19 protein-coding genes and 1 tRNA gene are annotated in these 20,178 nt (G+C 61.9%); 8 read left to right on the forward strand and 12 right to left on the reverse strand.

Annotation, left to right across the window (positions count from 1 at the left end; translation table 11 throughout):
• Positions 1-3 precede the first annotated feature (3 nt).
• The 8 genes from JOE39_RS07595 to JOE39_RS07630 form a co-directional block, all read right to left on the reverse strand.
• Positions 4-1,752: an FAD/NAD(P)-binding domain-containing protein gene (locus JOE39_RS07595; protein WP_210077592.1), complete on the reverse strand. Its 1,749-nt coding sequence runs from the start codon at positions 1,750-1,752 to the stop codon at positions 4-6.
• Positions 1,752-3,812 carry a 2,3-diaminopropionate biosynthesis protein SbnB gene (sbnB, locus tag JOE39_RS07600; protein ID WP_210077590.1) on the reverse strand — a complete coding sequence of 687 codons (2,061 nt, stop codon included), beginning with the start codon at positions 3,810-3,812 and terminating at the stop codon, positions 1,752-1,754. Before sbnB ends, JOE39_RS07595 begins: the two co-directional genes overlap by 1 nt.
• A gap of 5 nt (positions 3,813-3,817) precedes the next feature.
• Positions 3,818-5,137 carry a SidA/IucD/PvdA family monooxygenase gene (locus JOE39_RS07605; RefSeq protein WP_210077588.1) on the reverse strand — a complete coding sequence of 440 codons (1,320 nt, stop codon included), beginning with the start codon at positions 5,135-5,137 and terminating at the stop codon, positions 3,818-3,820.
• A 44-nt stretch (positions 5,138-5,181) separates the two neighbouring features.
• Entirely contained in the window at positions 5,182-6,162 is a 981-nt protein-coding gene (locus JOE39_RS07610) for an ABC transporter substrate-binding protein (protein ID WP_210077586.1), read from the reverse strand.
• Positions 6,159-7,313 (reverse strand): FAD-dependent oxidoreductase, encoded by a 1,155-nt coding sequence (locus tag JOE39_RS07615; RefSeq protein ID WP_198710815.1) that lies wholly within the window; start codon positions 7,311-7,313, stop codon positions 6,159-6,161. The genes JOE39_RS07610 and JOE39_RS07615 overlap by 4 nt, the downstream gene beginning before the upstream one ends.
• Before the next feature lie 14 nt (positions 7,314-7,327).
• Positions 7,328-8,827: a methionine--tRNA ligase gene (locus JOE39_RS07620; RefSeq protein ID WP_210077584.1), complete on the reverse strand. Its 1,500-nt coding sequence runs from the start codon at positions 8,825-8,827 to the stop codon at positions 7,328-7,330.
• The gene (locus tag JOE39_RS07625) at positions 8,820-9,212 is read right to left on the reverse strand and encodes a cupin domain-containing protein (protein WP_198705894.1); all 393 of its coding nucleotides are present in this window, start codon (positions 9,210-9,212) and stop codon (positions 8,820-8,822) included. The genes JOE39_RS07620 and JOE39_RS07625 overlap by 8 nt, the downstream gene beginning before the upstream one ends.
• A 334-nt stretch (positions 9,213-9,546) precedes the next feature.
• On the reverse strand, positions 9,547-10,512 hold the full coding sequence (locus JOE39_RS07630; RefSeq protein WP_065087758.1) for a tyrosine-type recombinase/integrase: 966 nt from the start codon (positions 10,510-10,512) through the stop codon (positions 9,547-9,549).
• A gap of 223 nt (positions 10,513-10,735) precedes the next feature.
• Between JOE39_RS07630 and JOE39_RS07635 the strand changes: the two genes are divergently transcribed.
• Entirely contained in the window at positions 10,736-11,200 is a 465-nt protein-coding gene (locus JOE39_RS07635; RefSeq protein ID WP_024663626.1) for an antitoxin Xre/MbcA/ParS toxin-binding domain-containing protein, read from the forward strand.
• 5 nt (positions 11,201-11,205) lie between these two features.
• Here JOE39_RS07635 and JOE39_RS07640 read toward each other — a convergent pair whose 3' ends face one another.
• Together JOE39_RS07640 and JOE39_RS07645 are read right to left on the reverse strand one after the other, a co-directional pair.
• Positions 11,206-12,189 (reverse strand): MDR family oxidoreductase, encoded by a 984-nt coding sequence (locus tag JOE39_RS07640; RefSeq protein WP_210077582.1) that lies wholly within the window; start codon positions 12,187-12,189, stop codon positions 11,206-11,208.
• Between the two features lie 49 nt (positions 12,190-12,238).
• The gene (locus JOE39_RS07645; protein ID WP_210077581.1) at positions 12,239-12,898 is read right to left on the reverse strand and encodes a TetR/AcrR family transcriptional regulator; all 660 of its coding nucleotides are present in this window, start codon (positions 12,896-12,898) and stop codon (positions 12,239-12,241) included.
• A gap of 135 nt (positions 12,899-13,033) precedes the next feature.
• Here JOE39_RS07645 and JOE39_RS07650 point away from each other — a divergent pair, with 135 nt between their 5' ends.
• From JOE39_RS07650 to JOE39_RS07680, 7 genes are all read left to right on the forward strand, one after another.
• Entirely contained in the window at positions 13,034-14,113 is a 1,080-nt protein-coding gene (locus JOE39_RS07650) for a nitronate monooxygenase (RefSeq protein WP_210077579.1), read from the forward strand.
• Between the two features lie 101 nt (positions 14,114-14,214).
• Positions 14,215-14,982 carry a molybdate ABC transporter substrate-binding protein gene (gene modA / locus JOE39_RS07655; RefSeq protein WP_032661937.1) on the forward strand — a complete coding sequence of 256 codons (768 nt, stop codon included), beginning with the start codon at positions 14,215-14,217 and terminating at the stop codon, positions 14,980-14,982.
• On the forward strand, positions 14,983-15,663 hold the full coding sequence (gene modB, locus JOE39_RS07660) for a molybdate ABC transporter permease subunit (RefSeq protein ID WP_003314826.1): 681 nt from the start codon (positions 14,983-14,985) through the stop codon (positions 15,661-15,663). It abuts the gene before it with no gap.
• A 3-nt stretch (positions 15,664-15,666) separates the two neighbouring features.
• On the forward strand, positions 15,667-16,755 hold the full coding sequence (gene modC, locus JOE39_RS07665; RefSeq protein ID WP_024665319.1) for a molybdenum ABC transporter ATP-binding protein: 1,089 nt from the start codon (positions 15,667-15,669) through the stop codon (positions 16,753-16,755).
• 89 nt (positions 16,756-16,844) lie between these two features.
• A complete protein-coding gene (locus tag JOE39_RS07670; RefSeq protein ID WP_210077577.1) occupies positions 16,845-17,915 on the forward strand; it encodes a DNA topoisomerase IB in 1,071 nt (356 codons plus the stop codon).
• A 167-nt stretch (positions 17,916-18,082) separates the two neighbouring features.
• A tRNA-Leu gene (locus tag JOE39_RS07675) sits at positions 18,083-18,168 on the forward strand.
• Positions 18,169-18,353: 185 nt separating this feature from the next.
• Positions 18,354-18,698, forward strand: coding sequence for a hypothetical protein (locus JOE39_RS07680; protein ID WP_029573082.1), 345 nt, complete (start codon positions 18,354-18,356; stop codon positions 18,696-18,698).
• A 14-nt stretch (positions 18,699-18,712) separates the two neighbouring features.
• On the opposite strand, the gene JOE39_RS07685 is transcribed toward JOE39_RS07680, so the two are convergent.
• Positions 18,713-19,957: an SGNH/GDSL hydrolase family protein gene (locus JOE39_RS07685; RefSeq protein WP_210077575.1), complete on the reverse strand. Its 1,245-nt coding sequence runs from the start codon at positions 19,955-19,957 to the stop codon at positions 18,713-18,715.
• Complete coding sequence (locus tag JOE39_RS07690; RefSeq protein WP_010439676.1) at positions 19,954-20,166, reverse strand: hypothetical protein; 213 nt, start codon at positions 20,164-20,166, stop codon at positions 19,954-19,956. The genes JOE39_RS07685 and JOE39_RS07690 overlap by 4 nt, the downstream gene beginning before the upstream one ends.
• Positions 20,167-20,178 lie beyond the last annotated feature (12 nt).

Consider the following 20,178-nt stretch of genomic DNA (forward strand, 5'->3'; position numbering starts at 1 on the left):
TTTTTAATTAATAGCTTGAGTGGCTTTTCTCAACTGAAATGTGATGCCACTTGAAGTTGTGTTTGTCAGCGTATCCAGGCAGGACTCGACCGCCCGACGCGCCTCGATCAGCGCGCGACAGCTCGGGTCAGGTGTCGGTACGTAGTGGTTGTAGAACGTGCAGCCTTCCACGGCAGGCCCGAGAACCCAGAGCCGCTGCTGCACCTCACCGTCGCGGTCGATTGCGCGGCCCACGGCGTCGGTGTCGATGCCATCGGCAGGCCAGGCATGGGCGGCACGAATCAGCCCGCGCTCGCGCAGATCGTTGATCAACCCCTGACGACTGCCCGACACACCGCTGTGGGCGACACGGGCAGACAGGCGGTTGTGCGGCTCCTGCACGTCACTCATCGGCGGCAGAACCGTCACGACCCCGGCCTCGATCAGCGCCAGCAGGTCTTCATGGCGTTCCTTCTGCGGCCCGCCGACCAGACGGTTGCTCAATCCCGCCCAGGTGCCATAGAACTCCAGCGTCGAGGATTCGGTCAGGCCGTTGCGATCGGCGACCAGACGCAACAGGTCGCGATAATCGCGCCAGACCTCCAGCGCCTGACAGATCGGGCTGTGCGCGGTGCCCAGCCGACTCAGGGCCAGGTCACGTTTGATCCAGTCGACGAACCACGGCCCATACGAGCCTTCGGCGCCAGACCAAGGCTGGGTGCTCAGCCAGTGCTCAAGCTCGAATGCACCCCCTTGTTCTGCCAGACGGGCAAAAACTGCCGGTCTGGAGATTGACTCGCGCAGTAGGCGCTGGACAGAGTCCAACCGCCCAGGCGCCTCCATCCGGACCCTGGCCTGATAAAACACGGCACGCATCTCATCCTTGATCAGGGGCAGCACATCGGTGCGAAAGTCGAGCCGCCCGCCTTTCTTCTGCTCGCGCAGACGCGCTAGGGCGTCGGCCGTGAAAAACAGCCTTGGCAACGGTGCGTGACGGCAGGCATGCCATTGCGGCCTGGCATGAAACGGCAATCCGCTACGCGAATACATCAACACCCTGGGCTCGCGTCCGGACGGCAGGTAACGCCAGCCGGCGAAGCCGCCATCACGCACGTAGCGCCCGCCACGCCCCTGAGTCAGATGCGCTAGCGTGTCCATGGCCGTCAGCCCAAGGCCTTCGATGACCACGCACTCGCCGACGTCCTGCTGCACGTGGGGATCAGGCGCATGTCCGCTGGTGAGGAACACGCCGTCTACGTCCATTGCCAGACTGCCGGTGCGCAGCCGGAAACCCGGCGTTCGCAACGTTGGCTGGCAGCTCAGCACCTGCTCGGCGTGGTGACGCACCTGCACATGCGCCGGGCAGCGTTGCAGCAGGAAACGGTAACTGTCCTGCAAATAGCGCCCGAGCAATGCACGCGGCACGAAGTCGCCAAATGCCACCGCTCTGCCCTGCCCATCCGGGCTGACATGGCCGCGCTCGTCCAGGCGTATATCCTCACGGCTGCACCATTGCAAAAAGGTCGGGCCTGGCGGTTCACACGCCGGGAATGCCGAGGAAAACGCCGACAACTGACCGGCCATGGTGTTGAGCATCAGGTAATCCGGCTGCTGCGCAAGGTGCAACCCGCTGCCCGGCGACTGCGGATCGAACACCTCGATACGCACCGGTTGCTGCACGGCGTGACGACTCATGCCGATCAACTGCTCCAGAATGCTCAACCCGCGTGAGCCCATGCCAATAATGGCGACGGTATGCGTGTGCATGGCCATCACCAGCGCGCCGATTCAAAGAAGAACTGCGGCACCGGCAAAGCGCTACCCTCGGCCACCGCCTGGCGATACACCCGCTGCCCCACGGCGAGGTCCAGCACGCCGAGCCCGAACGGCGAAAAGATCGAAGCCTTGTCCGGGCTCAGCTCCACTTGCCCGGTCATCAGCTGTGCCAGCGTCCCGGTAATGAACGAGCGATGCTGATACTGCTGCACGGCGAGGTCAGGCGAGGTCTGAGCCTTGAGGCAGTGTTCGACGTCATCGAGGATGTTGTTGGCCTGGGCAATGACCTCCGGCCCCAGATCGCGCAACGAGATGTTCAGCACCAGTTGCCCCGGTTGAAACACCGGCTCCAGTACATAGGGGCTCGGCGCAGTAGTGGCGAACACCACCACATCGGCTTGCAAGCACGTCGCCAGGTCGCTTGGCTCGCTGTGCAGTCCATGGTGACTGGCAGCATGCCCGACCAGCGCCAGCGCCGAATCCTGGTGCTGATCGAAGACGCTGACCGCGTCCATCGTCCAGCCATCGCTGACGAACATGTCGAGGATGGTGCGGGCAATGAAACCGGCACCGATGAACGACATTCGCCCGACATGACGCTGCTGGCGGTTCATCCAACGCGCAGCGAGCACCGCCGAGGCTGCCGTGCGCATGGCACTGATGCGCGAGGCTTCCAGGCAGGCAAAGGCATAGCCGGTCAGCGGATCGTTGAGGATCAGCACCGCCGAGGCGCGCTGCAGACCCGTGTCGATATTGCCCGGAAAGCTGGAAATCCATTTGATGCCACTGACCGGCTGCTTGCCCGACAGGCTGGCGGGCAAGGCAATGATGCGATTGGCCGGCGCCTGCGCAAAGCGCAGAAAGTGACTGTCGGGGTTGATCGTGCGGCCAGCCTCATGATCCAGATAAGCCGCCTGCACATCACCGATACAGGCCAGCGGGTCTGCCGCCAGCAGGCGCGCAACCACCTCACCATCGACCACATGGAACGCCGCCTTCTTCAGCCGCTCGGCGGCCAGCCAGACCGTCCAGCTTGAATGCCGGGAAAGCGCAGGCGCTTCCATGCTCTCCGGAGATGTCTCGGCCACTGGTGAGGACAAGTCTGCCAGGGTCATGCTCAGCACTTCGCGGCCAAACCGCTGTTCGACCCACTGATCATCGTAAAGCGTGTCCAGGTAGCGCTCGCCCCAGTCCGGCGACAACGCCACGACCACCGAACCGGGCTCGATGCGCTCGCGCCAGGCATGCACCGCAGCGATCACCGTTGCGGTCGACCCGCCGACCAGCAAGCCCTTGCTGCGCGCGAGGATGCGGCACATGGCGACGGTGTGTGATTCCGGGACCATTTCCAGCGCATAAATGCCGTCGGCGTTGAAGATCGGCGGGCGCTGGCTGGTGCCCAGCCCAGGAATGAAGCGCCGGCTGGCCGGGGTGTCGAAGGTCACCGAGCCGACGCTGTCCACAGCAATGATTCGGGTGGTCGGATGATGGCGCTGAAAATGCTGAATGCAGCCCATCAAGGTGCCAGTGGTCCCGGCACCGACGAACACATAATCCACATGGCCGAAATGCTGGCTGATCGAACGCGCCGTGGTTCGCGCATGGGCACGCGGGTTGGCTGCATTTTCGTATTGATTGAGCCAGACATAGCGCGGGTCGCTGGCCACTTTTTGGCGAATCAGCTCGATGCGCGTCCCCAGAAACCCGCCGTTGGCGTCCGGGATTTCGACCTGGATGACCTCTGCGCCGTAGCTGCGCATCATGCGGATGTTATGGCTGGAGCTGTTGGGGTCGACCACGCAGGTAAACGGGATGCCCCGCTCAGCGCAGATCATCGCCAGCGCCACCCCGAGATTGCCCGACGAGGACTCGATCAGAATCGTGTCCGGGCCCAGCAGCCCCCGCGCCTGAAGGTCATTGATCAACCCCACAGCAGTCTTGAGCTTGATCGAGCCTGCCGGGTTGAGCGATTCCATTTTCAGGAAAAAATCGGCCCCCAGGCCAGTCACCTTGAGGAAGGCCTGATCGTGAACGATTTCGCAAAGAGAGTTGTACATGGGCTTCACTTCCACTGTGCCAGCAAGGGTTCGGCGGCCGGTGCTACGGCCTGCTGAAGGGCCGTGGCGATACGCTCGGCGCGCAGTGCCATCAGTGAAAACGACTGACTGTCACTGATTCCGTGGCTGCGTTCGGAAAGACCGTTGACCCAGATATTCACGTCGCACTCGCCTTGGGTGGCGACCTGATAATCCCGATCGATGAGCAGCCCCCCGTCGACATCGGCCCGCAGCCATGGCTGCAAACCACTCAACAACGGCGGTATCAGGTACTGCTGATACCCGGTGCCGAGTACCACGGCGTCGACCTCCAGCACTTGGGTGCGCTGGCTAAAGGTGTCGGTCAGCTCGACCCGGTAGCCCTCGGCGACGGGCTCGATGGCGCTGATCACGCTGTAGGCGTAGGTCTGCAGGCGCTTGCGACCAGAGATGGAGTCTTCGTAGATCAGCGAAAACAGCTTCTGGCTTTCGTCCGGATCGATCCCTGCGTAATTGGTCGAGCGGCTCCAGTCGAGAAAACGCTGCCGCGCTGCCGGGTCCAGGCTATGGAAATAATCGACGTGATCCGGGGCGAATACCCGGTTGGGGAACTGGCCAAGCTGGGTGAGTTTGAAACCGGCCGAGCGATGCACTGAATGCACTTCGATGCCGGCGTCGCGGCTGACCAGCTCCAGCACCGATTCACTGGCGCTCTGCCCCGAACCGAGCACCAGCCAGCGCTTGGGCAACTGCTCGCCGAAGGCTTGCAGACGGCTCAAAAACTGCGACGTATGAAACAGCGTCGGGCCGATCAGCGACTCGAACGCGTGGGGAATACGCGGCGCGCTGCCGTTGGACAGCACGACATTGCGCGTCGTGAAGCAGGTATCCGCCGTGCACACGCGTAGTTCATGCAGGCGCCCATGACGCAGCACCGGGTCAATGCCTGTGACCGGCGTGTTGAAGCTGGTCTGGCTGTCCACCTGCGCGGCGACCCAGGCCAGATAATCCGACCATTCATGACGACTGGCCGGTCGGCCCAGCAGGCCGAAATCGAACATTCGCCTGTGTTCCTTGAGGTACATGGCGAATGAGAAGCGGCTGCGCGGGTTGCGCGGGGTCACCAGATCGCGAAATACGTGATGATTGATGTCCGTTCCGGCCAGCAGCAGTTCGCGATGCCATTGGCTGTCCTGCGCAGCTTCCAGATAGCGAACGAACAGCGTGCCCAGCGGGTCATTGGCCTCCCGCGCATCGGCAAACGCGCAGGCCAGCGCGATACCGGCCGGACCGAAGCCGATACAGACGGCGTCCGAATGTAAGGTGTGTGGTGTCGAGTTACCCATGAAGTTCCTGTCCTTAGAGTTGGTGTAAAGCGGTGTTTTGGGGGCTATCGGGTGATGCGGCTCAGCCCGGTGGGGCCTGGCGTCCAGAGGCAGGTCGTCGCGCTGTGCAGCTCGCCCTGATCGAAGCTGACCGTGCCCAGCGGTGTGTTGAAGGTGCTGTGCCGAAACGCATCCGGCAGTTGCCCGGCGCGAAGACCGCCGCGGGCCACCTCGGCCAGCACGTAAAGCATCAACAGGCTTTCGCGAAAGTAGGTCTGTGGCTCGGCAGCGAACATTGACCGGTGCAGTGCCTGGGCCTGACAGCGATGTCCGGCGCTGTCGGGGGCTCCGAAGCCGATCACGAGGGTATTGCCGTCGTGCGCTGCGGCGCGCCCCAGATACGGCGAGGCAGCGTCGTCGGTCAGCACCAGCGGTCGGGTACTGCCGGCTTGCCGCCGCGCTTGCCAGTGCTCGCGACTGGGTTTGAGGCGTCCGGCAAACACCTCGACATCGGCCTGCTCGAGCTCGTCGACACGTTGCAAACCAGCACTAGCCAGCGCCGCGCTGATGGCAACGCACAAGGCCCGACCGTGAGCACTGTCGTCGGCCTGAACATGCACGCGCGGCCACTGACGAGTCGCCAGCCAGCTGACCAGATCCGCCGCCAGTTGCCGGTCCGAGGGGCAGAAACGAAAGACATTACGGTGCTCCAGAGTCAGGCAATCAATCGTCGCAGCGGGGGTTAGCAGGGCAATACCGGCGTGTCGATACAACGGCGCGGCAGCGACGGCTGCATCCGAAGAGAAATGACCGATGACCAGGTCGGCCTTCCAGTCGATCATTTGCCGAGCCACATCGGCCCCGCGAACGGCATTGGCAGCGTCGTCGAGAAAGCGCCACTGCACTCGCTCAAGCCCCGGCATGCAATTGCGCGCCACCGCCAGCGCCCTCATGAAAGTCCGTGCGTGCGGCGTGTCGTCGGGGTCGAACAGAGCGCTGACCCCGACCCGCAAGCCCGGCAGGCGCGAGTCGACCGAGGGCATCATGGCTGCACGCTCGCCAGCGCGAGGCTTTGTACCGAAAAGCCCGGCATCGACCTGCCTGGCGACAATGCCGACCAGCCGGGGCAAGCGCGATCCGTTCCGGCCAGATGCCTGCGCAGTTGCTCGACAGCAATGTGCGCCACGCCGGGCGCGAACTTGAAGCCCAGCCCGGACATGCCTGCGGCCAGATACACCGGGCTGAGCTCGGCGCAGAACCCCAGCATCGGCCGACCGTCGGCGCTGTAACTGTCGAAACCGGGCAACACATCGAGCACCTGCGGCTTGCCGGCCGAGGCGCACAACTGGGCGACGCGCTTGCAGGCGTCTTCGCTATGCCGTGCATCGGGCTGCGCAAGGTGCTCAGGCCACAGGCCGCTGTCACGCGCGCCACAACCGGTCTGCACGATATGCCGAGTCAGCGGTATGCCGTAGCTCTGGGTGACCGCATCGATCACCGGCATTGACCAGTCGCCTTCGGTCAGCACCCGGGCCAGGGGAATCGAGCGTGCTTCCAGCCCCGGGTGCGGCACCAGGTGCTGGCTCCAGGCACCGGCCGCGACCACCACGGCCCGGCAACGCAGCGTGGCGCTGCCCAGGTTGATGTGCACAAGGTCGGGTGCCCGGCAGTCAATGGACTTGATCTCGCGATGCTCGAGCAGCAAGCCCTGCTGGCGTACTGACTGACACAGCGCAGCAACGGCCTGGCGCACATTGCCGACGCAGGCGCGCGGCTCGAACAGGTTGACCCGTTCCAGCGTCGGGCAATGCGGGTAGCGCCGGCCGTCGAGCTCGTGACCTGACAGCAGGCGCATCGGGTAGCGTTCGCTGCCGTACTGGTCGATGGCGCGGTGCAGGTTATCCAGCTGGTCCGTAGCCGCCCGGTAAATCACCCCGGTACGCCGCAACGCACTGGCGTAAGTGGTCGCAAAAACGCCGTCGTCCATCAGGCTGATGGAATAGGCCGCCAGCTCCATCAGCAGCGGATCGCTGTCATACAGGCGAACCAGGCCGCCGGAATAGCCGCTTGCGCCCAGGCTGCCGGCTGCGCCCTTGTCGATCAACGCGACCGACACACCGGCGCTGCACAGCTTCGCCGCGATACTGGCGCCGGTGATCCCGGCGCCAATGACCGCTATCTCATAATCGATGAGCATTGTCGTGAATCCGTTCAGATGGAGTATTCAGCGGCCGGGCCGTTCATCAGCGTCGCGTGGACGCGGGCTTCAGGCAGTCCGTACGCGCTGATGATCTGCGTTGACATGTCCGGCATCAGCGCCTTGCCAACCACTGCGATGAAAGCCGCCAGATGGCTGACCGGGCGACCTTCGGCCAGACGCGCGCGAGTAATGGCGATCACGTCGAGCAGCACCTGGGCCATGCGTTTCATCGAAAACTGCGCAGGCTCCGAGGCTTTGCTCCACTGCACGCGCAACGCTTCCAAGAGTCCGGCGTCCGCCCCGCAGAGGCTGCTCCACCAGTGGTCGTCGCGGTTGCTGGCGGCCTCCAGCAAGGCCGGAAAAAACTCGTCGAACACCTCTGTCCGCCATGCCAGGAACTGCGCCAGGCGGAAATCACCTTCGCTTTCCTCCGGCGCGATACTCGCCAGATACAGGCGCGCACTGTCGGCGCAGGCTTCACGGGCCAGGTCGCCGACCCAGATCGCATGGTTGCGGCTGGTCGACAGGTTCAGGCCATCCAGCTTGAGAAACTGATTGGGCATGAAGCGCTGGCGGACCTTGATGTCGCGTAGCGCCGTCAGTTGCGCCGGATAGACGATGGCGTGGCTGAACACGCAGTCAAAGCCGAGAAAATGCACCAGCGTGCCCTGCCCTGACTGCCAGTACTGACGAAACAGCTCCGGACGCCCGACGCGGTCGGCATACTCCCGAAATGCCGCCATATAGCCCGCCAGACCCATGAACCAGGTGTGCACCCGGCACGAGCCGTCGGCCTGCAGGTCGAGCCCGCCGTCGCCCGGGCGTGTGACGCCCCAGTCATGCAGGTGCTCCAGGCTGTCGCGCAACCAGCTGTCGAGCGGCTTGCGCCATGACTGGCCCAGCAGGCGGTCACGCAACTGCGGCTTGAACCCGGCCAGTTTCAGAAACGCGCGATGGACGTTTTTCCATTGCGAGGGCTGACCGCAGAGCTTGCAGCGCAAGTCCGTCATCAGCTCGGCGTCAGGGGCCTGGGCGCAGTTCTCGCACTGACTGGCGTCGGACTCGGCACCGCAGTAATTGCAGTTGCCCCGGGCAAACGCCTCGTAACCCCAGACATCGCAATCAGGGCAATACGGCTCACTGGAATCCCGACACTCGATCGCGCCGGCATCACGCAACGTACCGAACACCTCACCCACCGCTTCGGCGAACCACGGGTTGTCGTGCGGGCGCATCCAGTTGTCGGGCTGTATGTTGATGGCCGCCAGCGAGGCCTCGATGCGGTCGGAATTGCGCCTGGCCAGCTCCACCGGGTCGACGCCCTGCTCCAGTCCTTTGCGCAGCATGTAGGACTGGTAGTCGTCGGAGTAGGACACCAGCACACACTCGTGGCCACGCTGACGCTGCACGCGGGTGAAGACATCAGCGGCCAGAAACGGCCCGGCGATATGGCCTATGTGCAAATCGCCGTTGGGGGTCGGTGGCGTGATGGTGACAATGAACTTACTCATCGAGGCACCCCGTGGTCTCGCTGTGCTGCGCCACGAACGCGTTGACGTAGTTCATGTCCCACCAGACCACATAAAAGTGGAAGTCCTCGGCGGAATCGTTGATGACGTAATGGTTGGTGTGTTTTGGAATGGCGGCGATATCGCCAACGGTGAATTCCATCTTCTGGTCACCGACAACCAGACGCGCACTGCCCTTAATGGCAATGAAGATTTCCTGATCGATCTGGGTATGTGCTTCGCTGCAGGTGCCCGGACGGACCACGCACCAGCCGCCAGCAAACGGCATCGGGTAGCCTTCCCACGGCAGCAGGCGGCTGCCATCCAGACCGTACTCATGTACCAACGAGTCGAATCGGGTTTTACGGTGTATCTCGAACTTTTCCATGCTCAGTCCCGTACGTTTCAAGTGCGGCAAAGCATGGAATTGTTGCCAATTGTTGGCTATCCGATTGCCGGATAGCTCAGGGTCGAACTATCCAGTTTTTGGATGGCGATCCGCAGGCAGGCCCGCCGTCCTATTTTTTTTGACAATGACGGCTATCGATAACGCTGATAACTGAATCGGGGACGGCGGTGTTAACGTTGCCGGCGATGAACGAACATTTCTCCCGGCCCCGCGAATCCGCATCGCGATGCCGGTGAATCTCTGCTCTGCTTCATCACTCCTTTGGTTAGATCTTTTAAGCCACCCCGTTTACGCGAGGTGGCTTTTTTTTTGCTTAAAGATCAAACCGGTCCACAACGTTGCGCCGCTCGTTGTCACTGCGCATGTCGTAACTGGCGGTGGTCGAGATGTGCGTGTGATGCGCGAGCTTCTGGGCAATCGACAGATCGAACTCTTCGATCACCCGGGTGATGAACGAACGTCGAAAATCGTGGGGCATGATGTTCACGCCCACCTGGCGCCCGCGCTGCTTGGCGATGAAGTAAATCGCATGCTTGGTGATTCTGTCGCGGGTGATATGGCTGCCACGGCGGATCCGGTTGAACAGGAAGGGGTCATCGCCCTGCCCCGGCTGGAGGCATGAGCGGCGCAACTCCAGCCAGTCGGTCAGCGCCTTGAAGGCCCATTCGGGGGCGTACTTGATCAGTTGCTTGTTGCCTTTGCCCAGCACCCGCAGGCTGCGCTCGGCGAAATCGATCTGGGAAAGGTCGAGGTTGACCGACTCGGACTTGCGCATCCCCGAGCCATACAGAATGGCAATGATCGCGGCATCGCGACGCCCTTGCGGCCTGGGGTCGGCAGCACAGGCTTCCATCAACTCACGAATCAGCGTGCGACGGATGTTGCGGCCCTTGACCAATCGCGTGCCGCTGACCGGCTTGATGGAGCGGATTTTCAGCAATTGATCGTGGCTGATCAGGTCGTGTCGCCAGGCTTCGTTCATCACCCCACGAATGGCGTTCACATACAGCGAGGTGGTATTGGGCGCGTAGTCATCCTGACGCAGCGTTGCGACCAGCGCGGTAACGTGGCCAGGTTGCAGGGTATGCCAGGGAATATCATGAATATCGACGTCAGCCATGCCCAGCCGGTCTGCCGCATCCTGCAGAACGTAGGTCATGGTCAGGCGGCTTGAAGGTGCCAGGCGGTCGAGGTAGAGGCGCAGCGGCTTGTTGACGTCGGGCAGCGAAGGCTGGCTGACGACGCGTGCGTCCTTATCAGTGTGAGGGTCGTGCGGCATAGAAAGCGACGCCTTTTCTGGTGCAAGCGCGTGCCAACAGCCACGGCGCCTTTCATTCGTATTCAGGCGACCGACTTTAGCACGAGGGCTCTGGTGCGACACCTGCGCTGCAGCGCACCACCTTTACCGTCAGGCAACGCCCGGTAACATCCTGCTGCTTGAACGACGCGTCGCCTGAGATAGCCTTGGCCGTCCTTTCCGCCATCGAAGGCCGGCACGCACCTTGATTCCTTCCTCTGCCAGCAAAACAACTGGCCGTCGTGAAGCGGCGGCCAGTTTCTGGTTGCTGACCCATCAGCTCAGTCAGCGCAGCGAAGCCGAACGCCTGACGAATATTCAGGCGGGCTTTGCGCCTCGCTGGATCCGTGCAGTGCGGGAAGCGCTGGCCCTTGGCCCCCGGCAAATGGAAGCGCTGTTCAACGCATCGATTTCAACCCTCGAACGGCGTCAGCGCCAGCAGCAGTCACTGGACCTGGTGGCCTCCGAACGCCTGGACCGTGTGGCGATGATTGCCAGCCACGCCCTGCAGGTGTTTGCAACGCCCGAGCGTGCCGGCCAATGGCTGGTTGCCCGCAACACCTCATTCGGCGGTCGCACGCCGTTGCAATTATGCGAAACCGGGCTCGGCACGACGCAAGTGCATCGCGCACTGGTCGAACTCGAGTGTGCCAGTGCGAACGCGCTGTGATTCACTCAGCGTGCAGTATCCACCACGATCCGCCCACGAACATGACCTCCGATCAATTGCGGCGCGAGGTCGATCACCTCGCTCAAGCCGACTTCACGGCTGATCAGTGGCAGCAAAGACATGTCCAGGTCGCTCGCCAGCCTCGACCAGGCTTCCAGCCGATCCGCGCGCGGGCGGGTCACGCTGTCGATACCCGCCAGCGTGACACCGCGCAGAATGAACGGCGCAACCGACCCCGGAAACTTCATGCCCTGCGCCAGACCACAGGCCGCCACCACGCCGCGATAACGAATACCGGCGCACACATTGGCCAGTGTATGGCTGCCGACAGAGTCGACTGCCGCCGCCCATTGCTCCTTGGCCAGCGGTCGCCCAGGCTGCGAGAGGGTTTGCCGGTCAATGATCTGTGCCGCGCCGAGTTGCTGCAGGTAGTCGCTTTCCGAGGCCCGCCCGGTGGATGCAATGACCCGATAGCCGAGCCTGGCCAGGATGGCGATGGCAAAGCTGCCGACCCCACCATTGGCGCCGGTGACCAGCACATCGCCGTGGTCAGGCGTCAAGCCGTGCTTTTCCAATGCCAGGACACTGAGCATCGCGGTGTAGCCCGCCGTGCCGATGGCCATCGCCTGCGCCGGCGTGAAGGCCTGTGGCAAAGGAATGAGCCACTCGCTCTTGAGCCGGGCCTTTTGCGCCAGCCCGCCCCAATGTCCTTCGCCTACGCCCCAGCCATTGAGCAGAACCTTGTCCCCGACCTTGAACTCAGGGGTATCGCTGGCTTCGACCGTACCGGCCAGGTCAATACCCGGCACCATCGGGAAGCTGCGCACGATCGGGCTCTGACCGGTGATCGCCAGTGCGTCCTTATAGTTGAGCGTGCTGTGCGACACGTTGATCGTCACGTCGCCCGAGGGCAGCCGCGCTTCGTCGATGTCGGTCAGATTGACGTGATATCCCGCCTCATCCTTGTCGATCAAGATGCCCTTGAACATATGCGCCTCCAATTTAGACTGATCGTCTTTAAATAACTCTGACAAGAAATCATTGCGGTAAACCGCGAAGGTAGCCGGCAATGAACGTGTTCAATGGTGTAGCGCTTTTAACCAGTCGGGCACGCAGCACTGCGCCTTCCCAGCCGACCCAGAAAAACGCGGCCAGCTCATCGCAATCAGCGTCTGCGGCCAATTCGCCCATTGATTGCGCAGACCTCAGACAGCCCGCCAGCTTTGACTGCCAGTCTCGCAGCGTCTGTTCCAGTACCTCTCGAAATCCGTCCGGTAACAGACTGATTTCCTGGCCCAAATTGCCGACCATGCAACCGCGTCGATAGTCGTGTCGCGCCATACCGCCCTTGGCGCTCTGCACAAAGCCGACCAGTCGTTCCAGTGGCGAAAGCGCTTCATCCAGCAGCCAGTGGTCGAGCCGCTGCGCGAAATAGCGCGCGTACTCATCCAGCACCGCCCGGCCAAAGGCTTCCTTGCTGGGGAAGTAGTGATAGAACGACCCTTTGGGAATGCCGACTTCCTTGAGGATGTAATCCAGCCCTGTTGCCGAAAAACTCTGTTCGGTGAGCACTTCCAGACCGCGACGCAGCAGCGCCTCGCGGGTCTCGAGGTTATCGCGATCAACCTTCGGCGGCCGGCCGGGACGCCGGGGCCTGGCGAGTGAGGGAGTCGGTAGCGGGATAGTTGGCTGAGTCATCCCCGAATAGTAGACCGATCGTTTTTTATGTCAACCAAGCGACCCTCCCGGCTTGTCGACGCTCGACGTGGCGTTTGCCATTCACGCCATTCTCGCGCTCAATGAGCGTCTGCCGAATGCCTGCCGGAGAACCACATGAGCCAATGGCCAGATAGCCGCATCACTGAACTGTTCGCCATCGAACTGCCGCTGTTGCAAGCTCCCATGGCGGGCGCCAGCGGATCGCAGATGGCCATTGCTGTGGCTCAGGCTGGCGGCTTGGGGGCATTGCCCTGCGCCATGCTCACCCCTGAGAAAATCGACCAGGAAGTCGCGACTTTCAGGCAGCAGACCGGCAACGCCCCGTTGAACCTGAATTTCTTCTGCCATCAGCCTCCTGCCTACGATGCCGAGCGCGCCGAACGCTGGAAGCAGTCGCTCAAGCCCTATTACGAGGAATTAGGTGCCGATTTCGATGCGCCGACACCGGTCTCTAACCGCGCGCCCTTCGACAGCGACAGCTGCGTATTGATCGAGCGCTTGAGGCCGGAAGTGGTGAGTTTCCATTTCGGCCTTCCGCAGCCATCGTTACTGGATCGGGTCCGGGCCACGGGTGCAAAGATCATCTCGTCAGCCACCACGGTCGAGGAAGCTATCTGGCTGGAGCAACACGGCTGCGACTCGGTGATTGCCATGGGCTACGAAGCAGGCGGCCATCGGGGGCTGTTCCTCAGCGATCACCTGCACACCCAGGTCGGCACCTTTGCATTGGTCCCGCAAATCGCTGACGCGACAAGCATCCCGGTCATCGCCGCAGGTGGTATCGCGGACGGTCGCGGTGTAGCGGCGGCATTTGTCCTGGGCGCTTCGGCGGTACAGATCGGAACCGCATATCTGTTCTGCCCGGAAGCCAGCGTCAGCGCCCTGCATCGCCAGGCGCTGCACGATGCCTCGGGCAGCCAGACCGCGCTGACCAACCTCTTCACCGGGCGTCCGGCGCGAGGCATCGTCAACCGGCTCATGCGCGAAGCCGGCCCCATCAGCCCGCTCGCCCCGGCGTTTCCGCTGGCAGGCGGTGCCTTGATGCCGCTGCGCGCCCAGGCGGAAAAACTGGGCAGCAGTGACTTCGTGAACCTCTGGGCAGGCCAGGCAGTCGGCATCAAACATCGGCTGGGAGCCACCGAACTGACGCGGCAACTGGCTGAAAATGCGCTGAAAATTCTGTCTCCGCGATAAAACAGTGCTTTCAGAACAACAGGCTGACGCTATATATTTATCTATATAGCGAAACGCCCTTACCCCGATGGCGTGCGTTTTCATCATCAAGGAGCTGTTTCATGCGAACGACCACGCTACGCGCCCTTCTCAAGTTCTCCGTGCTGGCCTTTACCGCCTCTGCCGCAGCCCATGCGTCTGCCGACGAAGTGCAAGTCGCCGTGGCGGCCAATTTCACCGCGCCGATCCAGGCGATAGCCACTGACTTCGAGAAGGACACCGGCCACAAACTCGTCGCCGCATTTGGCGCTACCGGTCAGATCTATACGCAGATCAAGAATGGCGCGCCGTTTGAGGTCTTCCTCTCGGCTGACGACACCACGCCGGCAAAACTCGAGCAGGAAGGCGACACCGTCAAGGGTTCGCGCTTCACCTACGCGGTCGGAACACTGGCGTTGTGGTCGGCCAAGGATGGTTATGTCGACAGCAAGGGCCAAGTGCTCAAGACCAATCAGTATCAACACTTGTCCATCGCCAACCCCAAAACTGCGCCGTACGGCCTCGCGGCGACTCAAGTGCTGAGCAAACTGGGCCTGACCGAGGCCACCAAAGCCAAGATCGTCGAAGGTCAGAGCATTACCCAGGCCTACCAGTTCGTCTCCACCGGCAATGCCGAGCTGGGTTTCGTGGCCCTGTCGCAGGTCTACAAGGATGGCAAGCTGACCAGCGGCTCGGCCTGGATCGTACCGGATGACCTGCATGACCCGATCAAGCAGGACGCGGTCATCCTCAACAAAGGCAAGGACAGCGCCGCTGCCAAGGCGCTGGTCGAGTACCTCAAAGGTCCGAAAGCCGCCGAGATCATCAAGTCCTTCGGATATCAGCTGTAAATGCCGCTGGGGAGTGCCGACATCGCGGCGATCTGGCTGACGCTGAAACTCGCGTCGCTGACCACCGTCATCCTGCTGATTATCGGCACGCCCATCGCGCTGTGGCTGGCGCGCACTGATTCATGGCTGAAGGGGCCGATTGGCGCAGTGGTCGCCCTGCCCCTGGTGCTGCCGCCAACCGTTATCGGTTTTTACCTGTTGCTGCTGCTCGGCCCCAACGGCGCGGTGGGTCAGCTCACACAAAGCCTGGGGCTGGGTACGCTGACTTTCAGCTTTGCCGGGCTGGTGATCGGCTCGGTTCTGTATTCGATGCCTTTTGTCGTGCAGCCGCTGCAGAACGCGTTCGCAGCGATCGGCACCCGCCCTCTGGAGGTCGCGGCCACCTTGCGGGCGGGGCCTTGGGACACCTTTTTTCACGTGATTCTGCCCTTGGCCAAGCCGGGGTTTATCACTGCGGCCATCCTCGGGTTCGCGCACACGGTCGGCGAGTTCGGTGTGGTCCTGATGATCGGCGGCAATATTCCCGAGAAAACCCGTGTGGTGTCGGTGCAGATTTTCGATCACGTCGAATCCATGGAGTACCTGCAAGCGCACTGGCTGGCCGGCGCGATGCTGGTCTTTTCCTTTCTGGTGCTGCTGGCGTTGTATTCCAGCGGCAAATCCAGAACGGGATGGAGCTGAGCCATGGCGTCGCCTATAGAAGTTCGCCTGCAGATGGCCTACCCGGATTTCACCGTCCGTACCGACCTGAGCCTCCCGGGGTCGGGCATTACCGCGCTGTTCGGGCCTTCCGGCTCGGGCAAGACGACCTGCCTGCGCTGCATCGCCGGCCTGGAAAAAGCCGATCAGGGCTTCATCCGCGTTCACGATGAAGTCTGGCAGGACACCGAAAAAGGTATTTTCCTGGCTCCGCACAAGCGGGCGATCGGCTACGTGTTTCAGGAAGCCAGCCTGTTCGCGCATCTGTCGGTGCGGGACAACCTGGAGTTCGGGATGAAACGTATCCCGCGCCAGCAGCGCCGCATTCAACTGCCGCAGGCCTGCGAACTGCTCGGCATCGATCACCTGCTGCAGCGCAACCCTGACAAGCTGTCCGGTGGAGAGCGCCAGCGCGTGGGCATCGCCCGCGCCCTGCTGACCAGCCCGCGGCTGATGCTGCTCGATGAGCCGTTGGCGGCGCTGGACACCCGGCGCAAAAGTGAAATCCTGCCGTACCTGGAGCGCCTGCACCGGGAACTGGACATCCCCATGCTGTATGTCAGCCATGCTCAGGATGAAGTCGCACGCCTGGCGGACCACCTGGTGCTGCTCGACGCAGGCAACGTGCTGGCCAGCGGTCCGATCCAAGAAACCCTGGCGCGGCTGGACCTTCCGCTGGCGATGGGCAGTAATGCGGGGGTGGTCATCGAAGGCACGGTCAGCGCCTATGATCAGCATTACCAATTGCTCACCGTGACCCTGCCCGACAGCAAGCTGAGCATGCGCGTCGCTCACGCGCAGATGCAGGTCGGCACCCTGCTGCGCATCAAGGTCCAGGCCCGTGACGTCAGCCTCAACCTGCAACCCGATTACCAGAGCAGCATCCTCAACCGCTTGCCGGTCACGGTGATAGAAGAAGCACTGGCCGACAATTCGGCACACGTGCTGGTCAAGCTGGACGCTGGCGGCACGCCGTTGCTCGCGCGCATCACTCGCTATTCCAGCGACCAACTGAACCTGCACAGAGGTCAGTCGCTCTGGGCGCAGATCAAGGCAGTCGCGGTGCTGGCCTGACGTTTCGAAAAAAAACGCCACGCAGCAAATAAACGGCACCACCGTAAAAGGCCGAGGTCAGTGTTTTTAACTGCCTTTGGAACTTAGCCATGCCTGACTCGACTGCCATCAGCCAGCCCGCCAGTGAACTGCATTACGTAGACGACACTCAACCGGGCCTTACGCGCAAGGTACTGCGCGGCAAATTCGCGTACTTCGACACTCAGGGTCAGCGCATCAAGGACGAGTCGGAGATCAAGCGCATTAATGCTCTGGCAGTCCCGCCCGCCTACACCGATGTGTGGATATGTGCCGACCCGCTGGGTCACCTGCAGGCCACCGGCCGCGACGCCCGCGGGCGCAAGCAGTATCGCTACCATCCGCGCTGGCGCGAAATACGTGATCAGGACAAATACTCGCGGCTGATCGAGTTCGGCCATGCGCTGCCCAAAGTGCGCAAGCAGATCGAAGCACAGCTTGCTCAGCCTGGCATGGGCCGGGAAAAAGTCATGGCGACGGTCATCTCATTGCTGGACGCGACCTTGATCCGCATCGGTAACAGACAGTACGCCAAGGAAAACCGCTCTTACGGCCTGACCACCCTTCGCAACAAGCACGTCGAAGTCAAAGGCGGCCAGATCCTCTTCGAGTTCCGCGGCAAGAGTGGCGTCGAGCACAAGGTCAGCGTCAAGGATCGACGTCTGGCCAACGTGATCAAGCGCTGCATGGAGTTGCCCGGACAAAACCTCTTCCAGTACCTGGACGAAGACGGCGTGCGCCACGCGGTGACCTCATCGGATATCAATGCCTACCTGCAAAGCCTCACCGGCTCGGACTTCACCGCCAAGGACTACCGAACCTGGGCGGCCAGCGCGCTGGCGCTGGCAACACTGCAAAAACTGCACTGGGAGCCTGAAGCCGACGCCAAACGGCACATCGTCGACATGGTCAAGGCAGTCTCGAAACAACTGGGCAACACCCCCGCCATCTGCCGAAAATGCTACATCCACCCGGCGGTTCTGGAAGGCTTCCTGCTCGGCAACCTCGCCAAACTCCCCCGCTCCCGACAACGCAAAGGCCTGCGCCTGGAAGAAGTCGCCCTGGCGAGCTACCTGCGAATACTGGCTGACAAGGTCGAGGCTGTGGTTAAGGATGCGGTGGTGAAAGACAGCAAGGCCTGAGCCGCCTGACCGCGGCACGTCAGCCTTTGCGCCAAAGAAATTTCGTAGCTTCATGATTTGCCAAGCATTTCTGACAGACAAAAAAGCAGCGTCTTGCCCTCTTCGGGACGCTTTCAAGCTTGCTTCATGGGGGCCGGGTGTATATATTCCCTGCTCTTGGCGCTACCGCCCCGATGGCGAAATTGGTAGACGCAAGGGACTTAAAATCCCTCGTCCTTTGGACGTGCCGGTTCGACCCCGGCTCGGGGCACCACATATAAATCAAGGGCTTACGCGCGTTATGTGCGTAGGCCCTTTTTGTTTAAATTGCCGCAATTTTATATTCTTGCCGCAATTATTGTTAGCGCCCACCTCCGGCGTCCTGCCGACGAACACCACTCCCCAAATCTGAAAGACTCAACTACTGTATGCACATACAGCAATTGAGAATCACTCATCATGAACATCGACTACGCCGAAGACTGGCCGTTTTGCCCCACTGAAGAGCAGATGCTTAAGCAGCACGCGCACCTGGTGGCGGAAGAAAACAGACTGCTGCGCGACGAGGTCGACCGATATCGCAAGCACGTCACCAAGCTCATCGATATGCACAACGATGCGGCGCTCGAGCGTGACAAGCTCAGGATAAAGCTGAGGGATGCGGACAGCCGGATATCTGACCTGCTACGCGATGCCTGCGATTCCTGGGCGACAATCAACTCACAGAAGTACGTGATCGAACAGCATCGTGAGGTCATGAGGCTCGAAGGAATCAGCCCGGAAAGATGGGGTGAAAAGGAGTAGCGCTCGAAGCGGGCCTACATTTTGCGTATCCCGAACTGCGCGGCTTTGACCGTCGAGTCCTGCGGCACGCCTGCAGCCAGGTACAGGCCCATGCGCGAGGTGATCACGGTTTCACTCAGGTCAATCGTGCCGCGCTGCGTTTCCAACGCCCCGGCAAAGCTGGCCGGCATGGTGAACGCCTCTTGGTACTTGTCCATCGACCGATAGTAGAACGTGGACGACGCACCGTTGACCGTCTTGGTGATGGTCAACTCAGCCTCCCAAGCCAAAATGCCGCGCGACGACCCCATGATTTCCACCGCCGACACCATTTCGATAACGTCGCCGGCCGCCAGGTTGGTCTGTACCACGTTGGCCGTCGGTTGCATGTAGATGTAACCGCCCGCCGCAGCCATGTTGCCACGCAGCTCGATGCACTGCGCCTCGCCATAGGCGGCAGTCTCCTTGAACCAGCGCGTGGTGATCCCGGCCAGACCAGAGCCCACAGCCTTGTAGCCGTCCGCCAGCACAGACCCGGCCACAGCATTCACGCCAGCAGGTAGAGAACCGCTGGTGCCCGCCAGCAGCGGGTTGGCATTGAGGCAGCCGAACGGGCGGATGGCCGAGTAAACGTCGCCAGAGTCCGTGGGCAGCGGGATTCCGGGAAACTCGAAGTTGGCGGTGATGATCGGCACCACCCGCGAACTGATGAACTCGGCACCCAGGATGTTCGGGTGCAGGCCTTCCACGGTCATGGCTTCGGTGAAGCCGTCCCAGATGTTCACCACCGGCACGAACTGGCTGACATAGTTCAACACCCAGTCTTTGTAAGCGATCGCATCGGTTAGCGCCTGCCCGGTCACTGCCCTGTTGCCGAAGCGCGGCGTGCCGGTGCCGACGATCAGGTACTTGCCGGGCGTGTTCATGAACGCGGTGACGATCTTCATCACGTTGGCTTTCGTGTCGGCCAGGCTCATACCTGCCGTGGTGCTGTCGTTGGTGCGCGACAGCAGCAGCCACAGGTCGGCAGTGGATGACGCAATGCAGGCCGGCAGCCTGGCCAGAAACTGCCCGGTGTGGTCGCCGAGCTTGCCCTGGTTGTCGAGGTAGCTGGGGAATAGACCGGTGCGCGCCGCGATCCAGCCCGCATAGCCGTAGGCCTCCGTGCCGAACGCTGTCGCGGCGATGGTATGGCAGTTGCCCGAGAAGCTATCGCCGAGCAGGCCCAAGCCACGCCGAATCGGTTGGCGGCGTAGGATCGGGTTGACCAGAAGGCTCATCGAGTCACCTCGAAGACAGCGCCACCATTGGGTGTAATGCGCGTCGAAGAATTGCCGAGCTGCAGCAGGTACCCGCCATCTTTGGTGAAGGTGTCAGTCACAACCCAGCTACCGCCGGCCTGCTTTTCGACAGTCACGCTGCCGCCGTTCGCCTTGACGATCAGCATCGTCTGGCCCATGTATTTTTGAATCAGCTGGGTATTTGCCATTTTATTGTTCCG

The organism is Pseudomonas sp. PvP100, assembly GCF_017833055.1.
Classification (GTDB): Bacteria; Pseudomonadota; Gammaproteobacteria; order Pseudomonadales; family Pseudomonadaceae; genus Aquipseudomonas; species Aquipseudomonas syringae.